Here is a 16,790-nt window from a genome sequence, read left to right on the forward strand (position 1 = left end):
AATTATGAAATTTAAATTTATAAGGAAAAGACTAACTGTAAAAAACTTTCTTGTTATAATTTTTTTAATAACTTTCCTAGTGCTTTATTTAATTATACAGTTGTCCTATGACACTTCCGCTTTTATTATAAAAAAAGCATTTTTTAATGGAGAAGAAATCAATAATACATCTATGTCCTCCTATTATAATAAAGACTTTAATAAAATAAAATTAGGCATCCTACCTCAAATGGAGGGGTGGGTAGAAGTTTTAGATGAAAATAAAAAAGTAATCTATGTAAAAGGTAAAAAAAAGGATAATATAAAGAAATACAATGAAAATCAACTATTTAAATTATCCTATTTAGAAAAATATACAGCTAAAAATCCTTACTTTGGAGAAGTTTTTGGGGTAAAAGGAAAACATGGTGAGTCCTATTTTTTCTTATACAAAATTGATAGAAGAAAACTCTCCTATTCCTTTACCTATAAACCTAATTTGTATAGTAAATCTGACAAAATTTTCTCTTTTAAAGTTTATGGGATATTATATTTGATTCAATTTATTTATTTATTAATAGCTTTATATATTTGCAGCATTATAAGTTCAAAATTTATAGTAAATCCCCTTAAGAAGTTTATTGCCAGCATAAAAAACTTAAAAAAGCTTAATTATTCTACTAGAATTAACGTAAAAGGTTTAAAAGAACTTCGAGATGTAGAATATGAGTTTAATGAAATGGTTAAAGAGCTTGAACGGGTTAAAGAAGAAAATAAGAGAATTGATGAAAGTAAAAAAAGACTTTTAGTTGATATCTCCCATGATTTAAAAACTCCAATAACCTCTATTCAAGGATTTTCAAAGCTTTTATTAGAAGAAGATGTAACTACATCAGAAAAAAATAAATTTTTAAAGATAATACACAATAAATCAGTATATTCTACAGTCCTTATTGAAGATTTATTTGCACTTTCAAAGCTAGAAGATTCGGATTTTAATCCTTCTCTAAAAAAGCTTAACTTTACTGAATGGATCAGACGTCTTATTGTAGAATACTACGAAGAGTTTCAAAATAAACACTTTGACTTAGAAATTAATATTACAGAATACCCTGTAATATTTCAATTTGACGAAAAATTAATGAAAAGAGCAATTTCAAACATTTTTAACAATGCCTTAAAGCATAATGAAGATTACACAAAATTAAAAATAGCATGTTATTTACAGGATAAAGACGTAATTTTAGAAATAGGTAACAACGGTAAATACATTGATAAGTCCATAAGAGACACCATATTTGAACCCTTTGTAAAATCACAAGGAAGTAATGGTGGAAGTGGTCTTGGACTTGCAATAACAAAGAAAATCATAAAAAAACATGGCGGAGATATAACCTTAACCTCTTCTGAATCTCATAAGAATTTATTTATTATCTCTATTCCTGTTAAATTTTAGGTTCTATTAATACTAGATTAGCTTTATATTAAAGTTAATCTAGTATTATTTAAATTGAAGATAAAGTTAAAGGCGAAATTACTACTTAAACAATTTATTATTCAATTTAAAAATAAAATTACTGCCTAACCCAGCTTATTCTTTAATATAAAAGCAAAGTTATTATTTAAATCAAATTATTCTTTAATATAAAGCCGAAATTAATACTTAACTAATTTATTATTCAAGGCAAAGTTAAGATTACATTATTATCTAATATAAAAATCAATGTAAAAACAAAGTTATTACTTAAACAGTTTATTATTCAATATAAAGATAAAATTACTGCTTAACCCAGCTTGTTCTTTAATATAAATTCAAAGTTATTACTTAAACAAAATTAATATTAAAAGCCAAATATAAAGGTAGGGTTATTACGTAATGAACCTATTATTTAATACTAGGAGGAATCTTATGCTTTCAATAAAAAATGTTTCTAAAAAATATTCAAACAATTTCACAGCTCTTTCAAATTTCAATCTTGAATTAGATAAAGGAATTATTGGGCTTTTAGGTGCAAATGGTGCTGGAAAATCAACATTACTAAAGATGATTGCAACAGTTTCAAAACCAACAGAAGGCACTATTACATGGGATGGACAAAATATTCATAAACATGGTGATAAACTTAGGCATGCTTTAGGCTATCTTCCTCAAAACTTTGGAGTATTTCCTAATTTAACTGCTGTTGAGTTTCTAAAATATATGGCAGCTTTAAAAGGTCTTAATATGAAAAAAGCAAAAACTAGAATAAATGAACTTATTGATTTACTAAATCTTAGTGAAGCTGCAAATAAAAATATAGGGGTTTATTCTGGTGGTATGAAGCAAAGAATCGGCATTGCTCAAGCCCTTTTAAATGATCCTAAAATTCTTATAGTAGATGAGCCTACTGTTGGCCTTGACCCTAGTGAAAGATTAAACTTTAGAAATCTAATCAATAGCTTATCAAAAGATAAATTAATCATACTGTCTACTCATATAGTGTCTGATGTAGAGGCCTCCGCTGAAAAAATAGTCCTTATTGGCAAAGGTAAACTTATATGTTTTTGTAAAAATGAAGAACTTTTAAATTCATTGCAAGGAAATGTATGGGAATGCTTAACCAAAGAAAGTGAACTAAAAAAGATAAAGGACAATTATATAACAGGAAATATCATAAGAAAAGCAAATGGAATGGTTGTAAGAGTAATATCTCAATCAAAACCGCTACCAAATGCCTCAAATGTGCACCCTACCCTTGAAGATGCTTATATTTATTATACATCTAAAAAAGGAGGTTTAAATATTGAATAAACTCTATGAAATTTATTATATAGGAATATCTGACTTTTTAGATAGAATAAGAAGTAAAAGCACACTTATTATGTCCCTTTTAATAATATATGTATCCTATTTATTCTTCCCACAAAGTAACAGCAGCTTTTACTATACCTTAAATTATACTTTTGGTAATTACTTTTATAGAGGTATTTATAATTCAATGTGGGTTGGATGGGTTGCTACGGTAGCTTTTATAAGCATTGTAACTTTAGTTGGATTCTACTTTATTAGAAATTCTATAAAAAGAGAAAGAGACCTTTTAGTAGGTGAAATAAGTGCTTCTACAGGAATAAAATCTTGGATATTTATATTTGGAAAAGCTTTTGGTAATTTATTATTTCTTCTATTTCAAATGCTTATAGTTATTTTAGTTACTATCATAATGCAATTTGTTAGAGGTGAAAGCTACTCTTTACACCTAATTAAACTTTTAACACCTTTTTTACTACTAGCAGTGCCTGCTTGTTTTATTACAGCAATTATAGCAATAATCTTTGAAATCATCCCATTTTTAAAAAGTACCTTTGGAAATATAGTATATTTCTCCGCTTGGTGTACTATAGTTATATTCTCTTTTACAAATAAAAGTTCTCTTTTTTCAGATGTTTTTGGACTAAATGCTATTTCTAAAATAATATCACAGCAGTTAAAAGCTAACTTTAAGGAGTTTGCCAATGTAAATTCTTTTAATATTGGGTCAAGTGGTCCCCTTCATGGAAATATTAAAACCTTTGTTATGGATAAAGTAAACATCGGTTCAAATGTGTTCTTTGAAAGATTATTTTGGATTTTGATAGGTATTCTTCTACTTTTTTTAGTTTCTACATTTTTCAAAAGAACTTCTCTTATTAGAAAAAAAGCTCCTAAAAGCATTAATACTATTATAAAACCAAAAGGATATACTCCTTCTAAAAGCACTACTTTAAGTGACATTTTCGAAAACAAAGCTTATTCTAACAGTTTTAGTATATTAAAAAGTAATTTAAAAATTATACTTTCTTCACTTAATTTATACTGGTATGGGGCTTTAATTGCCTGCTTTATAGGAGTATTATTTGCAAAAGGAGATGCCTTAAATAAATTTTTAATACCTTTAATATGGATTTTACCTATTGTAGTGTGGTCTAAACTGGGAAGTATTCAAAGGGATTTTAATATGGAAAGCTATCTTTTAACTTATAAAAATTACAGAAATGGAGAGCCCTTAAATTCAGCTATTGCAGGGATTTTATTTACCCTACTTATAAATGCATCTATAATAATAAAGTTTTTAGCTATGAATAACCTTTTAGGAGTTCTCTATATTTTAATGGCAATCTTCTTTGTAAATGCCTTCGGAATTTTCACAGGAAGCTTTTTCAAAAGTTCTACCTTCTTTGAAATGATATATATAATTTTATGGTATGTAGGCATATTAAACGGTCTACCAACCTTAGACTTCCTTGGAATCACAGCAAAATCTGCAAGTTATCATATTCCAGTTATATTCTTAGTAATTGGCGGAGTATTAATGGTAGCTTCAATTATAATAAGAAATGCTAGAACTAGAATAAAAACTCATTAACATTTAAACATTTTTACTGAGTATATTCTACATGGGATTAAATATTATACTAAAATATACAGCGTCACCACTTACTTGGTTGGCGCTGTATCAATCTTTGCTCACTAAAGTTGAAATAAATATTTTTCTTTAAACATTTTTACTCAGTATATTCTTTCTAGTCTTTAACTATATAGCTTCTAAAATAGTCACTTTTAATATAGTTAAATTCTTTCTACTACTTTTATTTTATTAATTACAAAAAGGTTATATTTTCCTATATCCTATATATAATATAGTTAAATCCCCTCTACTATTTTTATTTAAATACAAAGAGCTGTCTATGCTACTTATTTGCATCAATAATTTCTTTTAACTTAATATGGCTGTTTCTATATCTACTTTTACTGACTTGACCTTTTATGTGTATAGCGTTTGAAGGACAATGATGCACACATGCAAAACACATAAAACACTTGTCGCTTAATGCTATTTTTCCATTTTTATAATCCATAGTTATGTTATCTACGGGGCATACCTTAGCACAGACGCCACACTGGGTACAAGAATCATCCACATCTATATAATTCTTAATACCTTCACCATAAGCATGTACTTTTAATCTTTTTTTGTTATAAGGTTTACTCCCTCTTTTAAGCATATGATTCGTAGCCATTTTATCTATGATTGATTCCTTCATAATCCATTTTTTCGAATTAGCTATATCGGATTTAATCCCTTCCAACTGTTTTTCAATCCCTTTTTTAGGTTCTTTTTTTACTTCTTTATCCATGTTGAAGGTTGGTATATAATTATCCACCATCTTAATCTTATTTATATAAGAAAAGCTAAATCCTGCTTCTTTGCCAATATCCTGAAGATGTTTAGCCACAGCACCTGAATATATACCATAAGTTGTAATAGCGAAAAGATAATTACAATTAAAAGTTGCCTTTTTTAGAAAATCTACAATATATGGGGTAACAGACCATGAATGAAGTGGAAATACAATTCCAATTTTGTCATCCGTAAATTCATATCTCCCCTCTTTAATCATCTGAGGTATTGAGTAAATTTCCCCACCAATTGATTTTGCAATATATAAACTATTACCAGTAGCAGTAAAATATAATATTTTCATAGTTTCTCCTTTCGTAAATCTAATCCATTAAAAAAGCTTTCACTTTATCATTAAATTTAAAATTAAACGCTTTTTTAAAATTTTCAATTTCATATTTCTCAAAAACTCTAATAATCTCCATTATTTTGATATTACTGTTAGTTAGTGTAGCCACTTTATTATTATTTATGTTGTTGTTTTCAGTAGCTTATTATCAAATATATTCTTCACTTTTAAATCTCCTAGAAGGATTGATTTATTATTTATTACTTACCTAAATGTCATTTTTTATTAAGTGATGTCTTCTGTCTAAAATCATTATAACTCTCTATAATGTTAATAACTAGGCGTATTAATCTCTAAAACTTGCCTATTTGTATCATTACTATTGAAATATGTATATTCTAGTGTTAAGCTTCTTGTATGAGTAAACAACAAATAAAACAAATAATCGAAAACAGAATTACAGAAGATGGTATGATGGAAACTGGTATTAAAGGTGTCCATCTATTTAGAGTTAGCGATCCTCTTCGTTGCGCTCCTGCAGTATATAAGCCTACTGTTGTAGCTATCCTAAATGGAACTAAAGAAGCTATTTTAGATGGTAACTCTTATAAATATGACAGTAGTAAATACATGTGTTGTACAATGACAATGCCTGTAGAAGCTGGTACTCCTGAAGCTTCAAAAGATAACCCTCTAATTGGTGTATATATCTCCCTTGATACAAAGGTAATGACAGAACTAGCCATTGAAATGAAAAATGCTACTGGTGCACTGAAAAATCCAAAAGCTAGCCCTGTTCCACATGGATTGGCCTTATCTCATTGGGATGATACATTTACTGAAGCACTACTTCGCTTACTACAATTAGGAGATAACCCCACTGATACAGCAATCCTTGGAGACAGTAGACTTCGAGAATTATATTACGCAGTTTTGAAAGGAGAAGCAGGGGAATCCGCAATGCGGTCCTTTGGTATAGGAAATGAAATCTCTCGCTCAATTATATATTTATCTTCCAACTTAGACAAAACAATCACCATAGAAGATATGGCAGCACAAGTTGGCATGAGTAGAGCCGTTTTCCATAGAAAATTCAAGCAAGCAACAACTATGTCACCTATTCAATTTGTAAAATCTATGCGTCTTAATAATGCTGCTATGAAAATGGCAGGAGGAATGAATGTAAATGAAACTGCCATGGAAGTTGGCTATGTAAGTTCTTCACAATTTAGCCGTGAGTTCAAAAGAATGTATGGACAGTCTCCTAAACAATGGAGTTCTTCCAAACAAATCTCTTCTGAAACCATGAGACAAACAGCACACTTTTTTGATGAACTTCAGAGAACATAGATATAAGTAAAATGTTCTTCTTCATGATTTTCTTACATTCTTATAGTAAAATTTATACACTATTTTATCGAATATTTTTGGAATAAATGCTATTTCTAAAATAATATCAGAACAATTAAAATCTTTATAATATATAAATTAAATATACAGCGCCACCACTTACTTGGTAGGCGCTGTATCAATGTTTGCTTTTCTTGCTTGACTGCATAAATCTTTAGTCTTAAGCGTGTATTTCTTACCATCTTTAATAAAATGAGTTCCACATTGTCTAAATTGAAACTGGACATCTTTAGCTATGCACTGCTCTCTAATAGATAAAACCCAATTGTAATTCATAGGTCTTGCATTTTTATCAGATTCCCCGCCTACTACAACTAATTCAACATTATCCAGATATTTTTCAATATTTATTTCTTCAATAAGTGGCTGACAAATTATATTCTTATGTTTTATTGGAAGACTCTTAAATATAGAAAGCCTAAAATCTGCTCTATCTTGATTTTCAACAGTACAGCCAACAGTCACATTATCGTATCCCTTGTTCCAATCATTAGGAATACACTGTAAAAACCTTTCAATTCTCTTTGTAAGAAAAATAAAATTCAAATCCCAGCGTTCCTTTATCATTTTCCAGCATTCTTCTCTCCATTCATCCGCTTCTTCAATAAGAAAATCTGAAGAAAAGCATAAGTACACTGTTTGCCCTGATTTGATTTTATATTCACCTTTTTTATTCTTTGCAATAGGTGCATTAAATTTGCCTGTCTTTGCAATAGTATTTGTGTCTACCCCTCTTCTAGCATCACCTTTATGTATATAACAGTATTTACATCCCTCGCTATATTTCTTGCAACCACGCCATGGATTCCACATTGCCATATTAACACCACCTAAAATTTAGTAGAATAATCTAATATTTTTAATACCTTTTCTTTATGATAACAGTATACCAAATGTACCATATTAACTTTCTTTTTTCAAAACTAAAACATGCAGCGCCACCACTTAATTGGTTGACGCTGTATGTTTACCCTTTCTTAATTAACTACCTAAATATCTAATTTTAACTCTGTAATTTTTAATTTCTATCTTTCTATTTCAATGTATATTGTAAAATAATCTCTATAATTTTAACATTGATTTGTCTATTTAAATATATTGTAAAACAGTCTCTATAGTTCAAATATACATATCCTATTTACTCTGCGTACTTTTTATTATACTATAAAGCATATTTTCTAGTATAATTGTATTGCCCCACTATCTATTTTTCCTTTTTTATAACTGGAATCCACACTTCGTATTTAACATTTTGTGGATCTTCATTAAAATAAACTTCAATATCTGGTGCATTTCCGTATTCATATCCTGAAGTTGGAAGCCATTCTGTTATAATTCTTTTTTCTAATTCTTGTATAGATTTATTAGTTCCTTGTCCTTCAAATATTGCCCAAGTAGATTCTGGAACCATGTATTCTTCTAAAGTATTATCAATTTCTTTGTCACTTGCAACTGCTATATAGTACCTCCAGTTATCTGGATCATTACAAGCACTTACCCCTAAAACTCCTTCAGGTACTTTATTCATTTTTTCAACAAGCTTTGGTATTGTACCATCGGTCATAGCTTTTCCCCACATTTTAGGTACATTTTTAAAGTTTTCTTCAAACTCCTTTTGTAGAGGTTCTGAAACTCCCACAATTCTAAATCCATCTTTCTTTTCAATTCTGTAATTCATAGCAATATCTCCTTTTATTGTTATTTTGAAGCTGATAGGAGGAAATGCTTTCAATAAAATGCCTTCTTCTCTTGCCTTAGATGGCGTCATATTATGCACTTTTTTAAAAGCTCTGTTAAACGCTGTAGGTGAACTATATCCATACCTTAGCGAAATATCAATAACTTTTTCATTGCCACTTTGCAAATCCACAGCTGCCAAGGACATTCTCCTTCTTCTTATATATTCTGACAATGGTATATCTGCTATATAAGCAAACATCCTTTGAAAATGATAAGTTGAGCAGCATGCAATTTTTGCAACTTCTTCTAAATCAATATCCTCTTTTATATTCTCTTCAATATAGTTAACCGCATTGTTTAATCGTTCTATCCATTCCATTCCTTCATCTCCTAACACTAAGATACCCTATTTTAGATAATGCCTCCTCTCTTTTTTTGCACAATAAAGAGAGTTGAGTTTTTTTATTACAAATTATAAAAAAATTACAAAAATATGTACAAATTTATATTTTATTATGGTATAATTTGCCTACATTATATCATATATAATTTATTAAATATATATATCATTAGGAGGTACTTATATCATGTTAAAAATCAATAAAAAAATTTGTTCCATAGTTTTAAGCACCGCAATGCTGTTAACGTTTACCAGTTTTTGCCCAGTAACAAACACTGCTTCTAGGAATATTGTACAAGCTTATTCAACTAATGTAGCAGCTCATTCTGTAAAGGATGCTATTCAAAACACTAATAAGGAAGCGTTTACAATAACTGGCTATGTTGTAGGAGAACCTATAAATTCTAATTCTTTTTCTTCTCACAATTTTAGATTAAACACAGCTTTAGTTTTGTCTGATAATCCTTACGAAACTAACCCATCAAACTGCATATACATTCAAATACCAAAGCAATACAGATCATCCTTTGGTCTAGTAGATAACGAAAATCTACTAAATAAAAAAATAACTGTATCCGGTACTTTAGATCGCTATTTTTCACATAGTGGCCTTAAAAGTGTAAGGAAAATGTCCTTAGGTTCTACTGGTAGTACAGATGAAACTGGCAATGATAACTCTAATGGAAGTAGTTCTAATACTACTAATAACAATGGTTCCGATAATAATAACACTAGTAACACTGGAAATGATAATTCTAATACCAACACTACTGGCAGCATTGATTCATCTAAATATGATAGCGCTTACTACAAACCTGCTTTAGGAAAAAAAGGCTCAGAATTAAAAGAAGCACTTCATAATATAATCAAAAATAATACTAAACTTTCTTACAAACAAGTATGGGATGGAATAAAAGATACAGACGAAGATCCAAACAACCCAAACAATGTTATTCTACTTTACACTGGAAGATCTCAAAGCAAAAACACTAATGGTGGAGCCGTTGATAACTGGAATCGTGAACACGTATGGGCTAAATCCCATGGCGATTTTGGAACAAGAGTTGGTCCTGGAACAGACTTACATCATTTAAGAGCCACTGATGTTTCTGTAAATAGCTCTAGAGGAAATAAAGATTTTGATATGGGTGGAAGTTTTCATAAAGAAGCTACTAAATGCAGATTTGACTCTGATTCTTGGGAACCAAGAGATGCTGTAAAAGGCGACGTTGCTAGAATGATTTTTTACATGGCAGTTCGCTACGAAGGCGATAACGGTGAACCAGATTTAGAAGTTGTTGACAACATGACTTCAAACAAAGCTCCATACATGGGAAAATTAAGCGTACTTTTAAAATGGAACGAACAAGATCCTGTAGATGCATCTGAAAAAAGAAGAAATGAAATTATCTATTCTAAATACCAACACAACAGAAATCCATTCATAGATCACCCTGAAATGATTGATTCTATATGGAAATCTGCAAATAATTAAAGTTTTGGAAGTTAGATTATAATATAATTTAGCAAGTTAGATATAAATAAGGTAGAGGATATTAAAATAAAAATTAAGAATGGTTAATTCTATATTTAATATCCTCTACCTAAAAGTAAAAAATAATGTAAATATTAAGCTTGTCTTACTTGTTTCATACTGCATCATACTATCCATAATATTTTTATATTAATACATAAAACCCCCGTAAAATTCAACTTTGAATAATACGATGTTTTTTCAAATCACTGGTTTTTTAGTTATTGGTTAAACAAAAATATTACATAGTATATAAACAGGTGTCTTTATTTAGGCTGAAGATATATTTCAATTCTTTCTTTTCCGCTACCCAAGTTCTTTCTTTTTAAATCTATTAAGCCAATTTCTCCTGTCTTTCTTAAATGTGTTCCTCCACAAGGTACTTTGGCAAATCCTTCTATAAGCCAATATCTTCTTTCATTATTTTCGTTACTAAAATCACTAACTATATCCAAGTTGGAATCTATGAGATTATTTATTTTACTCATAAGTTTTGGAAATATTTCCGATATATTCCCTTTCCAATAGAAATCTATTCTTGCTTTTTCTATAGTTATGTTTGCTCCAATTTTCTCAGAATTGTCATAATTCTGATAAACTAATTCCAAAATCAGTTCCGCTGCCATATGTAATTTCATTAATCTGTATCTTTTTTCCCAATCAATTTTAACGAAGACGTTATCATTTAATTTTAAATTGTGATTTTGTTGAATAGTATAAAAAATTTCATTTTCTTCTTTTTTCGCTTCAATAATTTTATATCCACCTATAGTTCCGAAATCAGATTGTTGTCCTCCTGAAAAAGCAAATGCTATTGTTTGGTCAAGTGTTATAACATTACTATCAACACTTTTTACTTTTGCTTCAATTTCAGTTAAATAAGGATTTTCCCAAAAAATTTTCTTAACGCCCATAATTAAGATCTCCTTTCTAAATATATTTGTTTTATAATATTTTACGGACTATTTAATAAACTATAGTAAAATTATATAATATTTCTTATACTATTTCATTAATAATAACCTTATTATCAAATTTTAAAATAATAAATGCAGCTTAATTTAAACAATTATATTTAATAATTAAAAATAACTTTATAAACATACTACTAATAACAATGGTTCCGATAATAATAATAACACTAGTAACACTGGAAATGATAATTCTAACACCAACACTACTGGCAGCATTGATTCATCTAAATATGATAGCGTTTACTATAAATCTGCTTTAAATAAAAAAAGGATCAGAATTAAAAGAAGCACTTCATAATATAATCAAAAATAATACTAAACGTTCTTACAAACAAGTTTTGGAAGGAATAAAAGATACAGACGAAAATCCAAACAATGTTATTCTACTTTACACTGGAAGATCTCAAAGCAAAAATACTAATGGTGGAGCCATTGATAACTGGAATCGTGAACACGTATGGGCTAAATCCCATGGCGATTTTGGAACAAGAATGGGTCCTGGAACAGACTTGCATCATTTAAAAGCCACTGATGTTTCCGTAAATAGCTCTACAGGAAATAAAGATTTTGATATAGGTGGAAGTTTTCATAAAGAAGCTACTCAATGCAGATTTGACTCTGATTCTTAGGAACCAAGAGATGCTGTAAAAGGCGATGTTGCTAGAATGATTTTTTACATGGCAGTCCGCTACGAAGGCGATAATGGTGAACCAGATTTAGAAGTTGTTGACAACATGACTTCAAACAAAGCCCCTTATATGGGAAAATTAAGTTTCCCTAAATCGTTAATATTAGCCAATCTCAACTCCATATAAATTCAACTCCAAATTACTATTTATCTACAATTCATATAAGTTATCTTTACTTCGAAATTTCTATCAACTCTTCCATAATTAATAATAATTATACCATATAAATCTAAATTGTTTACATAACTTGCACATATATTAGAACAGTCTTAATTAATCATTAACTTAAGGCTAAAATATTCCACCATTATATTTCTTTTGTACCATAAACATCATAATTAAGCCCCATATAAAAAATATTCCAAAACAGATCCAACCATAGGCCGTCTTTGATATAAAATCTATAATGCCTGTTAATATCATTCCTATTCCTATAATAATACATGCTTTACCCATTTTTTCCGTATAAGCTTTTTTATCTTTTTCAGCAACCTTTGTATAATGATAACTATGAATAAGGGTTATCTGTTGTTTTTCCCAAATACGCCATCCTAAAAAGATAAAAAGTAATCCCATAGATATCATCAATATCAATTCAACCATACACTCATCTCCTTAGTTAAATCTAAATAATCTTAAATCTGTAATTTAGAATTTCTCGTATTTTTAAATTCAATAGTTGTGTCATCTTATAAGAAAATCACTACTTATTATTTTCCTTCTGGATTTGCATTACAAAATAAGTTGTTAATATAATAATAAAAATAATGATGGTTTTAGTAATTACAGTATTCATTCCAAATAAGTCTAAAATAAATGCTAATACAAAAAAAGTTATAAAACCAAATATAAAAGTCTTTTTTGTGTCTTTTCTAAACATAAATGTGTCCCCCTAAATGAAAGTTCAATTCTATTAAATCATTTTCTTTAGTTATTTTCCCTAATAACACGACAAGGATTACCATAAGCCACTGTGTTAGATGGAATTGATTTTGTCACCACACTACCTGCTCCAATGGTTACATTATCTCCAATTGTAACACCGGGTAATATAACGCTTCCACCACCGATCCACACATCATCTCCAATTATTACTGGGGCAGTAACAGTTTTGCAAAATTCAAATCCATCGCCAGTTTTCTCACCAAATCTATCTTTAGCGTTCGTTGGATGAAAAGCTGTATATATTTGCACATTTGGAGCAATCAACGCATTGTCGCCTATTACAATTTTATTATCATCTAAAAATGTACAGTTCATATTGATTTCACAATTGTTTCCAAAATAAATGTTATTTCCATAGTCTACGAAAAACGGTGCAGTAATCCATAACTTCTCACCTCTTGCACCTAAAAGTTCCTTTAATATACGTTCTTTATTTTCGCTATCATTTGAATCCAGATTATTATATTCTCTAGTGAGATTTTTTGCTTTATGCCATTGCTCTATTAGTTCTGCATCGCCGCAGTCATATAGTTGTCCTGCTAACATTTTTTCACGTTCCGTCAATATTCTTCCCCCTAATTAAAAAAATTTTTATTACACAATTCTTGCTTAACTATTAAAAGTTATCCCCTATAAACCTAGTTTGTTTATATAATTTACATATGCATTAATTCTTTTTAAATCCTATTATTGATTTTAAAAGAGCACTATTCACTCTATACTCTACCAATATTGTGTAATAAATTATGTTTCTAAGACCTTCTACAAATTGGAGTTTAGTAGCTTTCCTTGATACCCTTCCTATAAGTTCATGCTCCAAGAAATATTCCTTAAACTTTTCATTTTATTTTACAAATGTTAGTAAAATTATGTGTACTTTTCCCTGAAATATCAATCCTATAACACTTGCTACTACTCCAAATATAAAATATCCAAACATACATCTTGTTGCAAATTTTTTCTTAGTCTGCTTCATATAGGATATATATTCATCTCCAAACATAGTTATCAACTTCTTCTTTTCTTCATATATTGCATTAACATTTTGAATGATAATTATAACTGCAACAATTACCAAACCTATTAATGAACGTAAAGAAAAGAAAAAACCTCCTTGCATCAGCATAAATGCACCATACATGGGATGTCGAACTTCTCTATAATATCCATCTTTTAATAAAGATACTGGTTCACGTGTTTTTTCATCTCTCACGGAATGATTCTGTGCACTGATTCCAGCTAAACGTAAAGCTCCATGAATAAAAAATATTAAGCCAACAATAAAATAAATTATATCAATCCAATAAATATCATACTTTTTAAATATTAATGCTTCATAATCAAATGCACCCCAGGGTTTAACATCTGGAATAAATTTCAAAATATATTTAAAGCCAAAATATAAAAGGCAATAACCTACAACTGCCCAAATAGGAGCAATAATTTTTTGTATTTTTTTATTCATTTCATTAAGCTTATCAATATTTTTTTCGTTTTCTAAGAATGGTTTCATAATACCTACCTTTCTCTCTTTACAATGATTCACATTTCAAAATTACTATTTATCAATTATTGAACATATAGCTACTGAAATTAGCATATTTAAGAAAACATATAATCCTTTTATATGAAAATTCTCTACCTTTAAATATTTATATAACCCAACAATAAAGAATAAAATAACAATATTTAATACAATCAAATATATCATATCTATATTTAAATTTATTTTTACACCATTAAAACTTGATACCTCTTTATTTAAAAAGGTTTAAAACCTATAAATCTAGATTTATTAAAAATATTTACATCCATAAAAAACTTATTTATAAAAACTTTCAAAACTTAATCTATAATTACTAGTATTAATACCATTAAGTCCTCCTTATGCTGCAATTATCATTACAATTTTATAATAAAACCTATAAAAAGTAAATAATTTACATCGAATTCATTATAGTGTATAATCTTAACTAAATTAATAAAATTAATATAATTAGTTACATTTATTGAATTTATAAATAATGGAGTGATAAATTTTGAGAAAATCAACAAAAAATATTACTTGTAAATATACAATAATTTTTACACTTATAGGCATAATTTTTGATATATTATTAAAATATTTGTTTTTATTAATATATAATTTTTACATATGTAATATAAGCTTTATAACAGGTATGATTATAGATACAATTAGATTTATTAAAATAAAAAAGCCTAATAAAAAATCATCTTCCCAATAACAAATGGACATATGTGCCAACAAACTTCTTCTTCCCATGTCTTATATTCTCAACAAAGACAAGTAAAATTGTTCAATCTTCTTCTTTCCTTAGGCATATTAAAAAAAAGTTAAAGTTATCTTCTATGAAATAAACTTATTTCATAATATTTCTAGCAACTACCATACATTCTTCGATTGTTTTACAAAACATATCCTCTCCAAATGCTTGAACAAAAATATCTCTAATTATCTTTGCAAGTTCTTCTACCGTATCAGTATCAAGAAGCTTGTGAATTATTTGTATAATTTCAGATTCGTATTCATCATCTGGAGCATGTTTCATTAGACCAATTGGATCCCAGTCATTTATAATTTTTTGTACTTTTATCAAATTAATTCTCCCATTTCTATCTTCCATATAATTACTTTAATCCCCTTTTAATATGAGTTTAAAATTACCCTTTTGAATATGTTGTTACAAACTTACCATTCTCACAAACAACAGCTGCATCTTTGTTAAGTACAGCAATGTATTACTATCTTGTTGTATAACCTTTCCGTTTTCAACACAGTTTTCTATCATTTGCTTTGTAACATTACTCTGTTCCATTCTCTCCAGACCATACTTTGAATATTATCTTTCATATATTCTTTAACTGCTATTTCTGGTGATTGAATATCTTGATGAAATGTTCCATTCAAAAATATTTCTAATTCATATTTATAATTCATAAAATTTCTCCTTAAAATTACTAATGTTATCTGGTATACCACTTTTTTTCAATATCTTTAAGTTCTGTCCACACCGGTTTTAATCCTTTTTCTAACATATAATCTTCAAATTCTTTAAAACTATTTTTTAATATATCTTTTTCAGATTCCCATACTGCTTCACATTCATCACATATAAAAATCTTCTGATTAGTATTTCTAATTTTTGCTATATATATATATAACCATATGCTCCTGGAAGATATACAGGGCAATAAACTTTACCATCAGTACATTGAAGGTTCCCTTTATTTAACTTCATTTTAACTTATCCTTTCGCTATTATTTTATAGAATAACTAAAAGCTTTTTTATGATAAACCTTTTAGCAAACTTAGATACTGACTTTATATCTAACTTATAATTTTTTATTCCCCAATATACGTCATACCAGTTCATTTCTATATCATAATTTTCAAACAAATCAATTGTTAAATAATCACCATTATGATTTTTTCCACTATATACCATGACCTCTATATTCTTTCTAATTCACTTAATTCAGACCATAAGCTATTACGCCCTATTTCGCTCATAATGTCATCAAAGCTTTTGCAATTATCCTCATTTATATTTTTATCTATCCACACTGTATCACACTCATCACAAATATATATGTATTTATTTGTATATTTTATTTTTGCTTCATATATAACTCCTTGATTTTCACAAAATGGACAATACACCATAAAATT

Annotated in this window: 19 protein-coding genes and 1 pseudogene; 6 read left to right on the forward strand and 14 right to left on the reverse strand. The window is 28.4% G+C overall.

From position 1 onward, the window contains the following. The first annotated feature begins 4 nt into the window (after positions 1-4). From ABDZ71_RS11620 to ABDZ71_RS11630, 3 genes are all read left to right on the forward strand, one after another. The gene (locus tag ABDZ71_RS11620; RefSeq protein WP_343761769.1) at positions 5-1,435 is read left to right on the forward strand and encodes a HAMP domain-containing sensor histidine kinase; all 1,431 of its coding nucleotides are present in this window, start codon (positions 5-7) and stop codon (positions 1,433-1,435) included. A 453-nt stretch (positions 1,436-1,888) separates the two neighbouring features. Continuing rightward, entirely contained in the window at positions 1,889-2,770 is an 882-nt protein-coding gene (locus ABDZ71_RS11625) for an ABC transporter ATP-binding protein (RefSeq protein ID WP_343761770.1), read from the forward strand. Further along, positions 2,763-4,361 (forward strand): hypothetical protein, encoded by a 1,599-nt coding sequence (locus ABDZ71_RS11630; protein ID WP_343761771.1) that lies wholly within the window; start codon positions 2,763-2,765, stop codon positions 4,359-4,361. The genes ABDZ71_RS11625 and ABDZ71_RS11630 overlap by 8 nt, the downstream gene beginning before the upstream one ends. A 325-nt stretch (positions 4,362-4,686) precedes the next feature. On the opposite strand, the gene ABDZ71_RS11635 is transcribed toward ABDZ71_RS11630, so the two are convergent. After that, positions 4,687-5,481: an EFR1 family ferrodoxin gene (locus tag ABDZ71_RS11635; RefSeq protein ID WP_343761773.1), complete on the reverse strand. Its 795-nt coding sequence runs from the start codon at positions 5,479-5,481 to the stop codon at positions 4,687-4,689. A gap of 402 nt (positions 5,482-5,883) precedes the next feature. On the opposite strand from ABDZ71_RS11635, the gene ABDZ71_RS11640 reads away from it, so the two are divergent. After that, positions 5,884-6,816 carry an AraC family transcriptional regulator gene (locus ABDZ71_RS11640; protein WP_343761775.1) on the forward strand — a complete coding sequence of 311 codons (933 nt, stop codon included), beginning with the start codon at positions 5,884-5,886 and terminating at the stop codon, positions 6,814-6,816. A gap of 159 nt (positions 6,817-6,975) precedes the next feature. Here the strand turns inward: ABDZ71_RS11640 and ABDZ71_RS11645 are convergent, their stop codons facing one another. Continuing rightward, positions 6,976-7,695, reverse strand: a complete 720-nt coding sequence (locus ABDZ71_RS11645) for a DUF5131 family protein (RefSeq protein ID WP_343761777.1) — start codon at positions 7,693-7,695, stop codon at positions 6,976-6,978. A 385-nt stretch (positions 7,696-8,080) separates the two neighbouring features. Next, complete coding sequence (locus ABDZ71_RS11650) at positions 8,081-8,935, reverse strand: AraC family transcriptional regulator (protein WP_343762432.1); 855 nt, start codon at positions 8,933-8,935, stop codon at positions 8,081-8,083. Positions 8,936-9,143: 208 nt separating this feature from the next. Between ABDZ71_RS11650 and ABDZ71_RS11655 the strand changes: the two genes are divergently transcribed. Further along, positions 9,144-10,451, forward strand: a complete 1,308-nt coding sequence (locus ABDZ71_RS11655; protein WP_343761779.1) for an endonuclease — start codon at positions 9,144-9,146, stop codon at positions 10,449-10,451. 305 nt (positions 10,452-10,756) lie between these two features. Here ABDZ71_RS11655 and ABDZ71_RS11660 read toward each other — a convergent pair whose 3' ends face one another. Further along, positions 10,757-11,404 (reverse strand): alanyl-tRNA editing protein, encoded by a 648-nt coding sequence (locus ABDZ71_RS11660; protein WP_343761780.1) that lies wholly within the window; start codon positions 11,402-11,404, stop codon positions 10,757-10,759. A 362-nt stretch (positions 11,405-11,766) separates the two neighbouring features. Here ABDZ71_RS11660 and ABDZ71_RS11665 point away from each other — a divergent pair. Then, a pseudogene (locus ABDZ71_RS11665) lies at positions 11,767-12,279 on the forward strand (endonuclease). A gap of 165 nt (positions 12,280-12,444) precedes the next feature. Here the strand turns inward: ABDZ71_RS11665 and ABDZ71_RS11670 are convergent. The 10 genes from ABDZ71_RS11670 to ABDZ71_RS11710 form a co-directional block, all read right to left on the reverse strand. After that, on the reverse strand, positions 12,445-12,756 hold the full coding sequence (locus ABDZ71_RS11670) for a DUF3784 domain-containing protein (protein ID WP_343761781.1): 312 nt from the start codon (positions 12,754-12,756) through the stop codon (positions 12,445-12,447). A 100-nt stretch (positions 12,757-12,856) separates the two neighbouring features. After that, a complete protein-coding gene (locus ABDZ71_RS11675) occupies positions 12,857-13,033 on the reverse strand; it encodes a hypothetical protein (RefSeq protein WP_343761783.1) in 177 nt (58 codons plus the stop codon). Between the two features lie 47 nt (positions 13,034-13,080). Continuing rightward, positions 13,081-13,662, reverse strand: coding sequence for a sugar O-acetyltransferase (locus ABDZ71_RS11680; protein ID WP_343761784.1), 582 nt, complete (start codon positions 13,660-13,662; stop codon positions 13,081-13,083). A 280-nt stretch (positions 13,663-13,942) separates the two neighbouring features. Next, the gene (locus ABDZ71_RS11685; RefSeq protein WP_343761785.1) at positions 13,943-14,611 is read right to left on the reverse strand and encodes a methyltransferase family protein; all 669 of its coding nucleotides are present in this window, start codon (positions 14,609-14,611) and stop codon (positions 13,943-13,945) included. An 868-nt stretch (positions 14,612-15,479) separates the two neighbouring features. Next, entirely contained in the window at positions 15,480-15,743 is a 264-nt protein-coding gene (locus tag ABDZ71_RS11690) for a DUF1871 family protein (RefSeq protein ID WP_343761786.1), read from the reverse strand. 57 nt (positions 15,744-15,800) lie between these two features. Then, complete coding sequence (locus ABDZ71_RS19910) at positions 15,801-15,935, reverse strand: hypothetical protein (RefSeq protein WP_425544710.1); 135 nt, start codon at positions 15,933-15,935, stop codon at positions 15,801-15,803. Then, complete coding sequence (locus ABDZ71_RS11695) at positions 15,905-16,057, reverse strand: hypothetical protein (RefSeq protein ID WP_343761787.1); 153 nt, start codon at positions 16,055-16,057, stop codon at positions 15,905-15,907. Before ABDZ71_RS11695 ends, ABDZ71_RS19910 begins: the two co-directional genes overlap by 31 nt. Positions 16,058-16,083: 26 nt before the next feature. Further along, complete coding sequence (locus tag ABDZ71_RS11700; RefSeq protein ID WP_343761789.1) at positions 16,084-16,311, reverse strand: hypothetical protein; 228 nt, start codon at positions 16,309-16,311, stop codon at positions 16,084-16,086. 72 nt (positions 16,312-16,383) lie between these two features. Then, a complete protein-coding gene (locus tag ABDZ71_RS11705) occupies positions 16,384-16,566 on the reverse strand; it encodes a hypothetical protein (protein ID WP_343761791.1) in 183 nt (60 codons plus the stop codon). Between the two features lie 5 nt (positions 16,567-16,571). Then, positions 16,572-16,784 carry a hypothetical protein gene (locus ABDZ71_RS11710; RefSeq protein ID WP_343761792.1) on the reverse strand — a complete coding sequence of 71 codons (213 nt, stop codon included), beginning with the start codon at positions 16,782-16,784 and terminating at the stop codon, positions 16,572-16,574. Positions 16,785-16,790: the final 6 nt, after the last annotated feature.

The sequence above is a fragment of the Clostridium oceanicum genome, assembly GCF_039521385.1.
Taxonomy (GTDB): domain Bacteria; phylum Bacillota; class Clostridia; order Clostridiales; family Clostridiaceae; genus Clostridium_F; species Clostridium_F oceanicum.

What these genes read in the sequence shown, in the direction of transcription:
- ABDZ71_RS11620 (WP_343761769.1), top strand. Translation starts at nt 5, where the DNA reads ATGAAATTTAAATTTATAAGGAAAAGACTAACTGTAAAAAACTTTCTT.
- ABDZ71_RS11625 (WP_343761770.1), top strand. Translation starts at nt 1,889, where the DNA reads ATGCTTTCAATAAAAAATGTTTCTAAAAAATATTCAAACAATTTCACA.
- ABDZ71_RS11635 (WP_343761773.1), bottom strand. Translation starts at nt 5,481, where the DNA reads ATGAAAATATTATATTTTACTGCTACTGGTAATAGTTTATATATTGCA.
- ABDZ71_RS11640 (WP_343761775.1), top strand. Translation starts at nt 5,884, where the DNA reads ATGAGTAAACAACAAATAAAACAAATAATCGAAAACAGAATTACAGAA.
- ABDZ71_RS11645 (WP_343761777.1), bottom strand. Translation starts at nt 7,695, where the DNA reads ATGGCAATGTGGAATCCATGGCGTGGTTGCAAGAAATATAGCGAGGGA.
- ABDZ71_RS11650 (WP_343762432.1), bottom strand. Translation starts at nt 8,935, where the DNA reads ATGGAATGGATAGAACGATTAAACAATGCGGTTAACTATATTGAAGAG.
- ABDZ71_RS11655 (WP_343761779.1), top strand. Translation starts at nt 9,144, where the DNA reads ATGTTAAAAATCAATAAAAAAATTTGTTCCATAGTTTTAAGCACCGCA.
- ABDZ71_RS11660 (WP_343761780.1), bottom strand. Translation starts at nt 11,404, where the DNA reads ATGGGCGTTAAGAAAATTTTTTGGGAAAATCCTTATTTAACTGAAATT.
- ABDZ71_RS11670 (WP_343761781.1), bottom strand. Translation starts at nt 12,756, where the DNA reads ATGGTTGAATTGATATTGATGATATCTATGGGATTACTTTTTATCTTT.
- ABDZ71_RS11675 (WP_343761783.1), bottom strand. Translation starts at nt 13,033, where the DNA reads ATGTTTAGAAAAGACACAAAAAAGACTTTTATATTTGGTTTTATAACT.
- ABDZ71_RS11685 (WP_343761785.1), bottom strand. Translation starts at nt 14,611, where the DNA reads ATGAAACCATTCTTAGAAAACGAAAAAAATATTGATAAGCTTAATGAA.
- ABDZ71_RS11690 (WP_343761786.1), bottom strand. Translation starts at nt 15,743, where the DNA reads ATGGAAGATAGAAATGGGAGAATTAATTTGATAAAAGTACAAAAAATT.
- ABDZ71_RS19910 (WP_425544710.1), bottom strand. Translation starts at nt 15,935, where the DNA reads ATGGAACAGAGTAATGTTACAAAGCAAATGATAGAAAACTGTGTTGAA.
- ABDZ71_RS11695 (WP_343761787.1), bottom strand. Translation starts at nt 16,057, where the DNA reads ATGAATTATAAATATGAATTAGAAATATTTTTGAATGGAACATTTCAT.
- ABDZ71_RS11705 (WP_343761791.1), bottom strand. Translation starts at nt 16,566, where the DNA reads ATGGTATATAGTGGAAAAAATCATAATGGTGATTATTTAACAATTGAT.
- ABDZ71_RS11710 (WP_343761792.1), bottom strand. Translation starts at nt 16,784, where the DNA reads ATGGTGTATTGTCCATTTTGTGAAAATCAAGGAGTTATATATGAAGCA.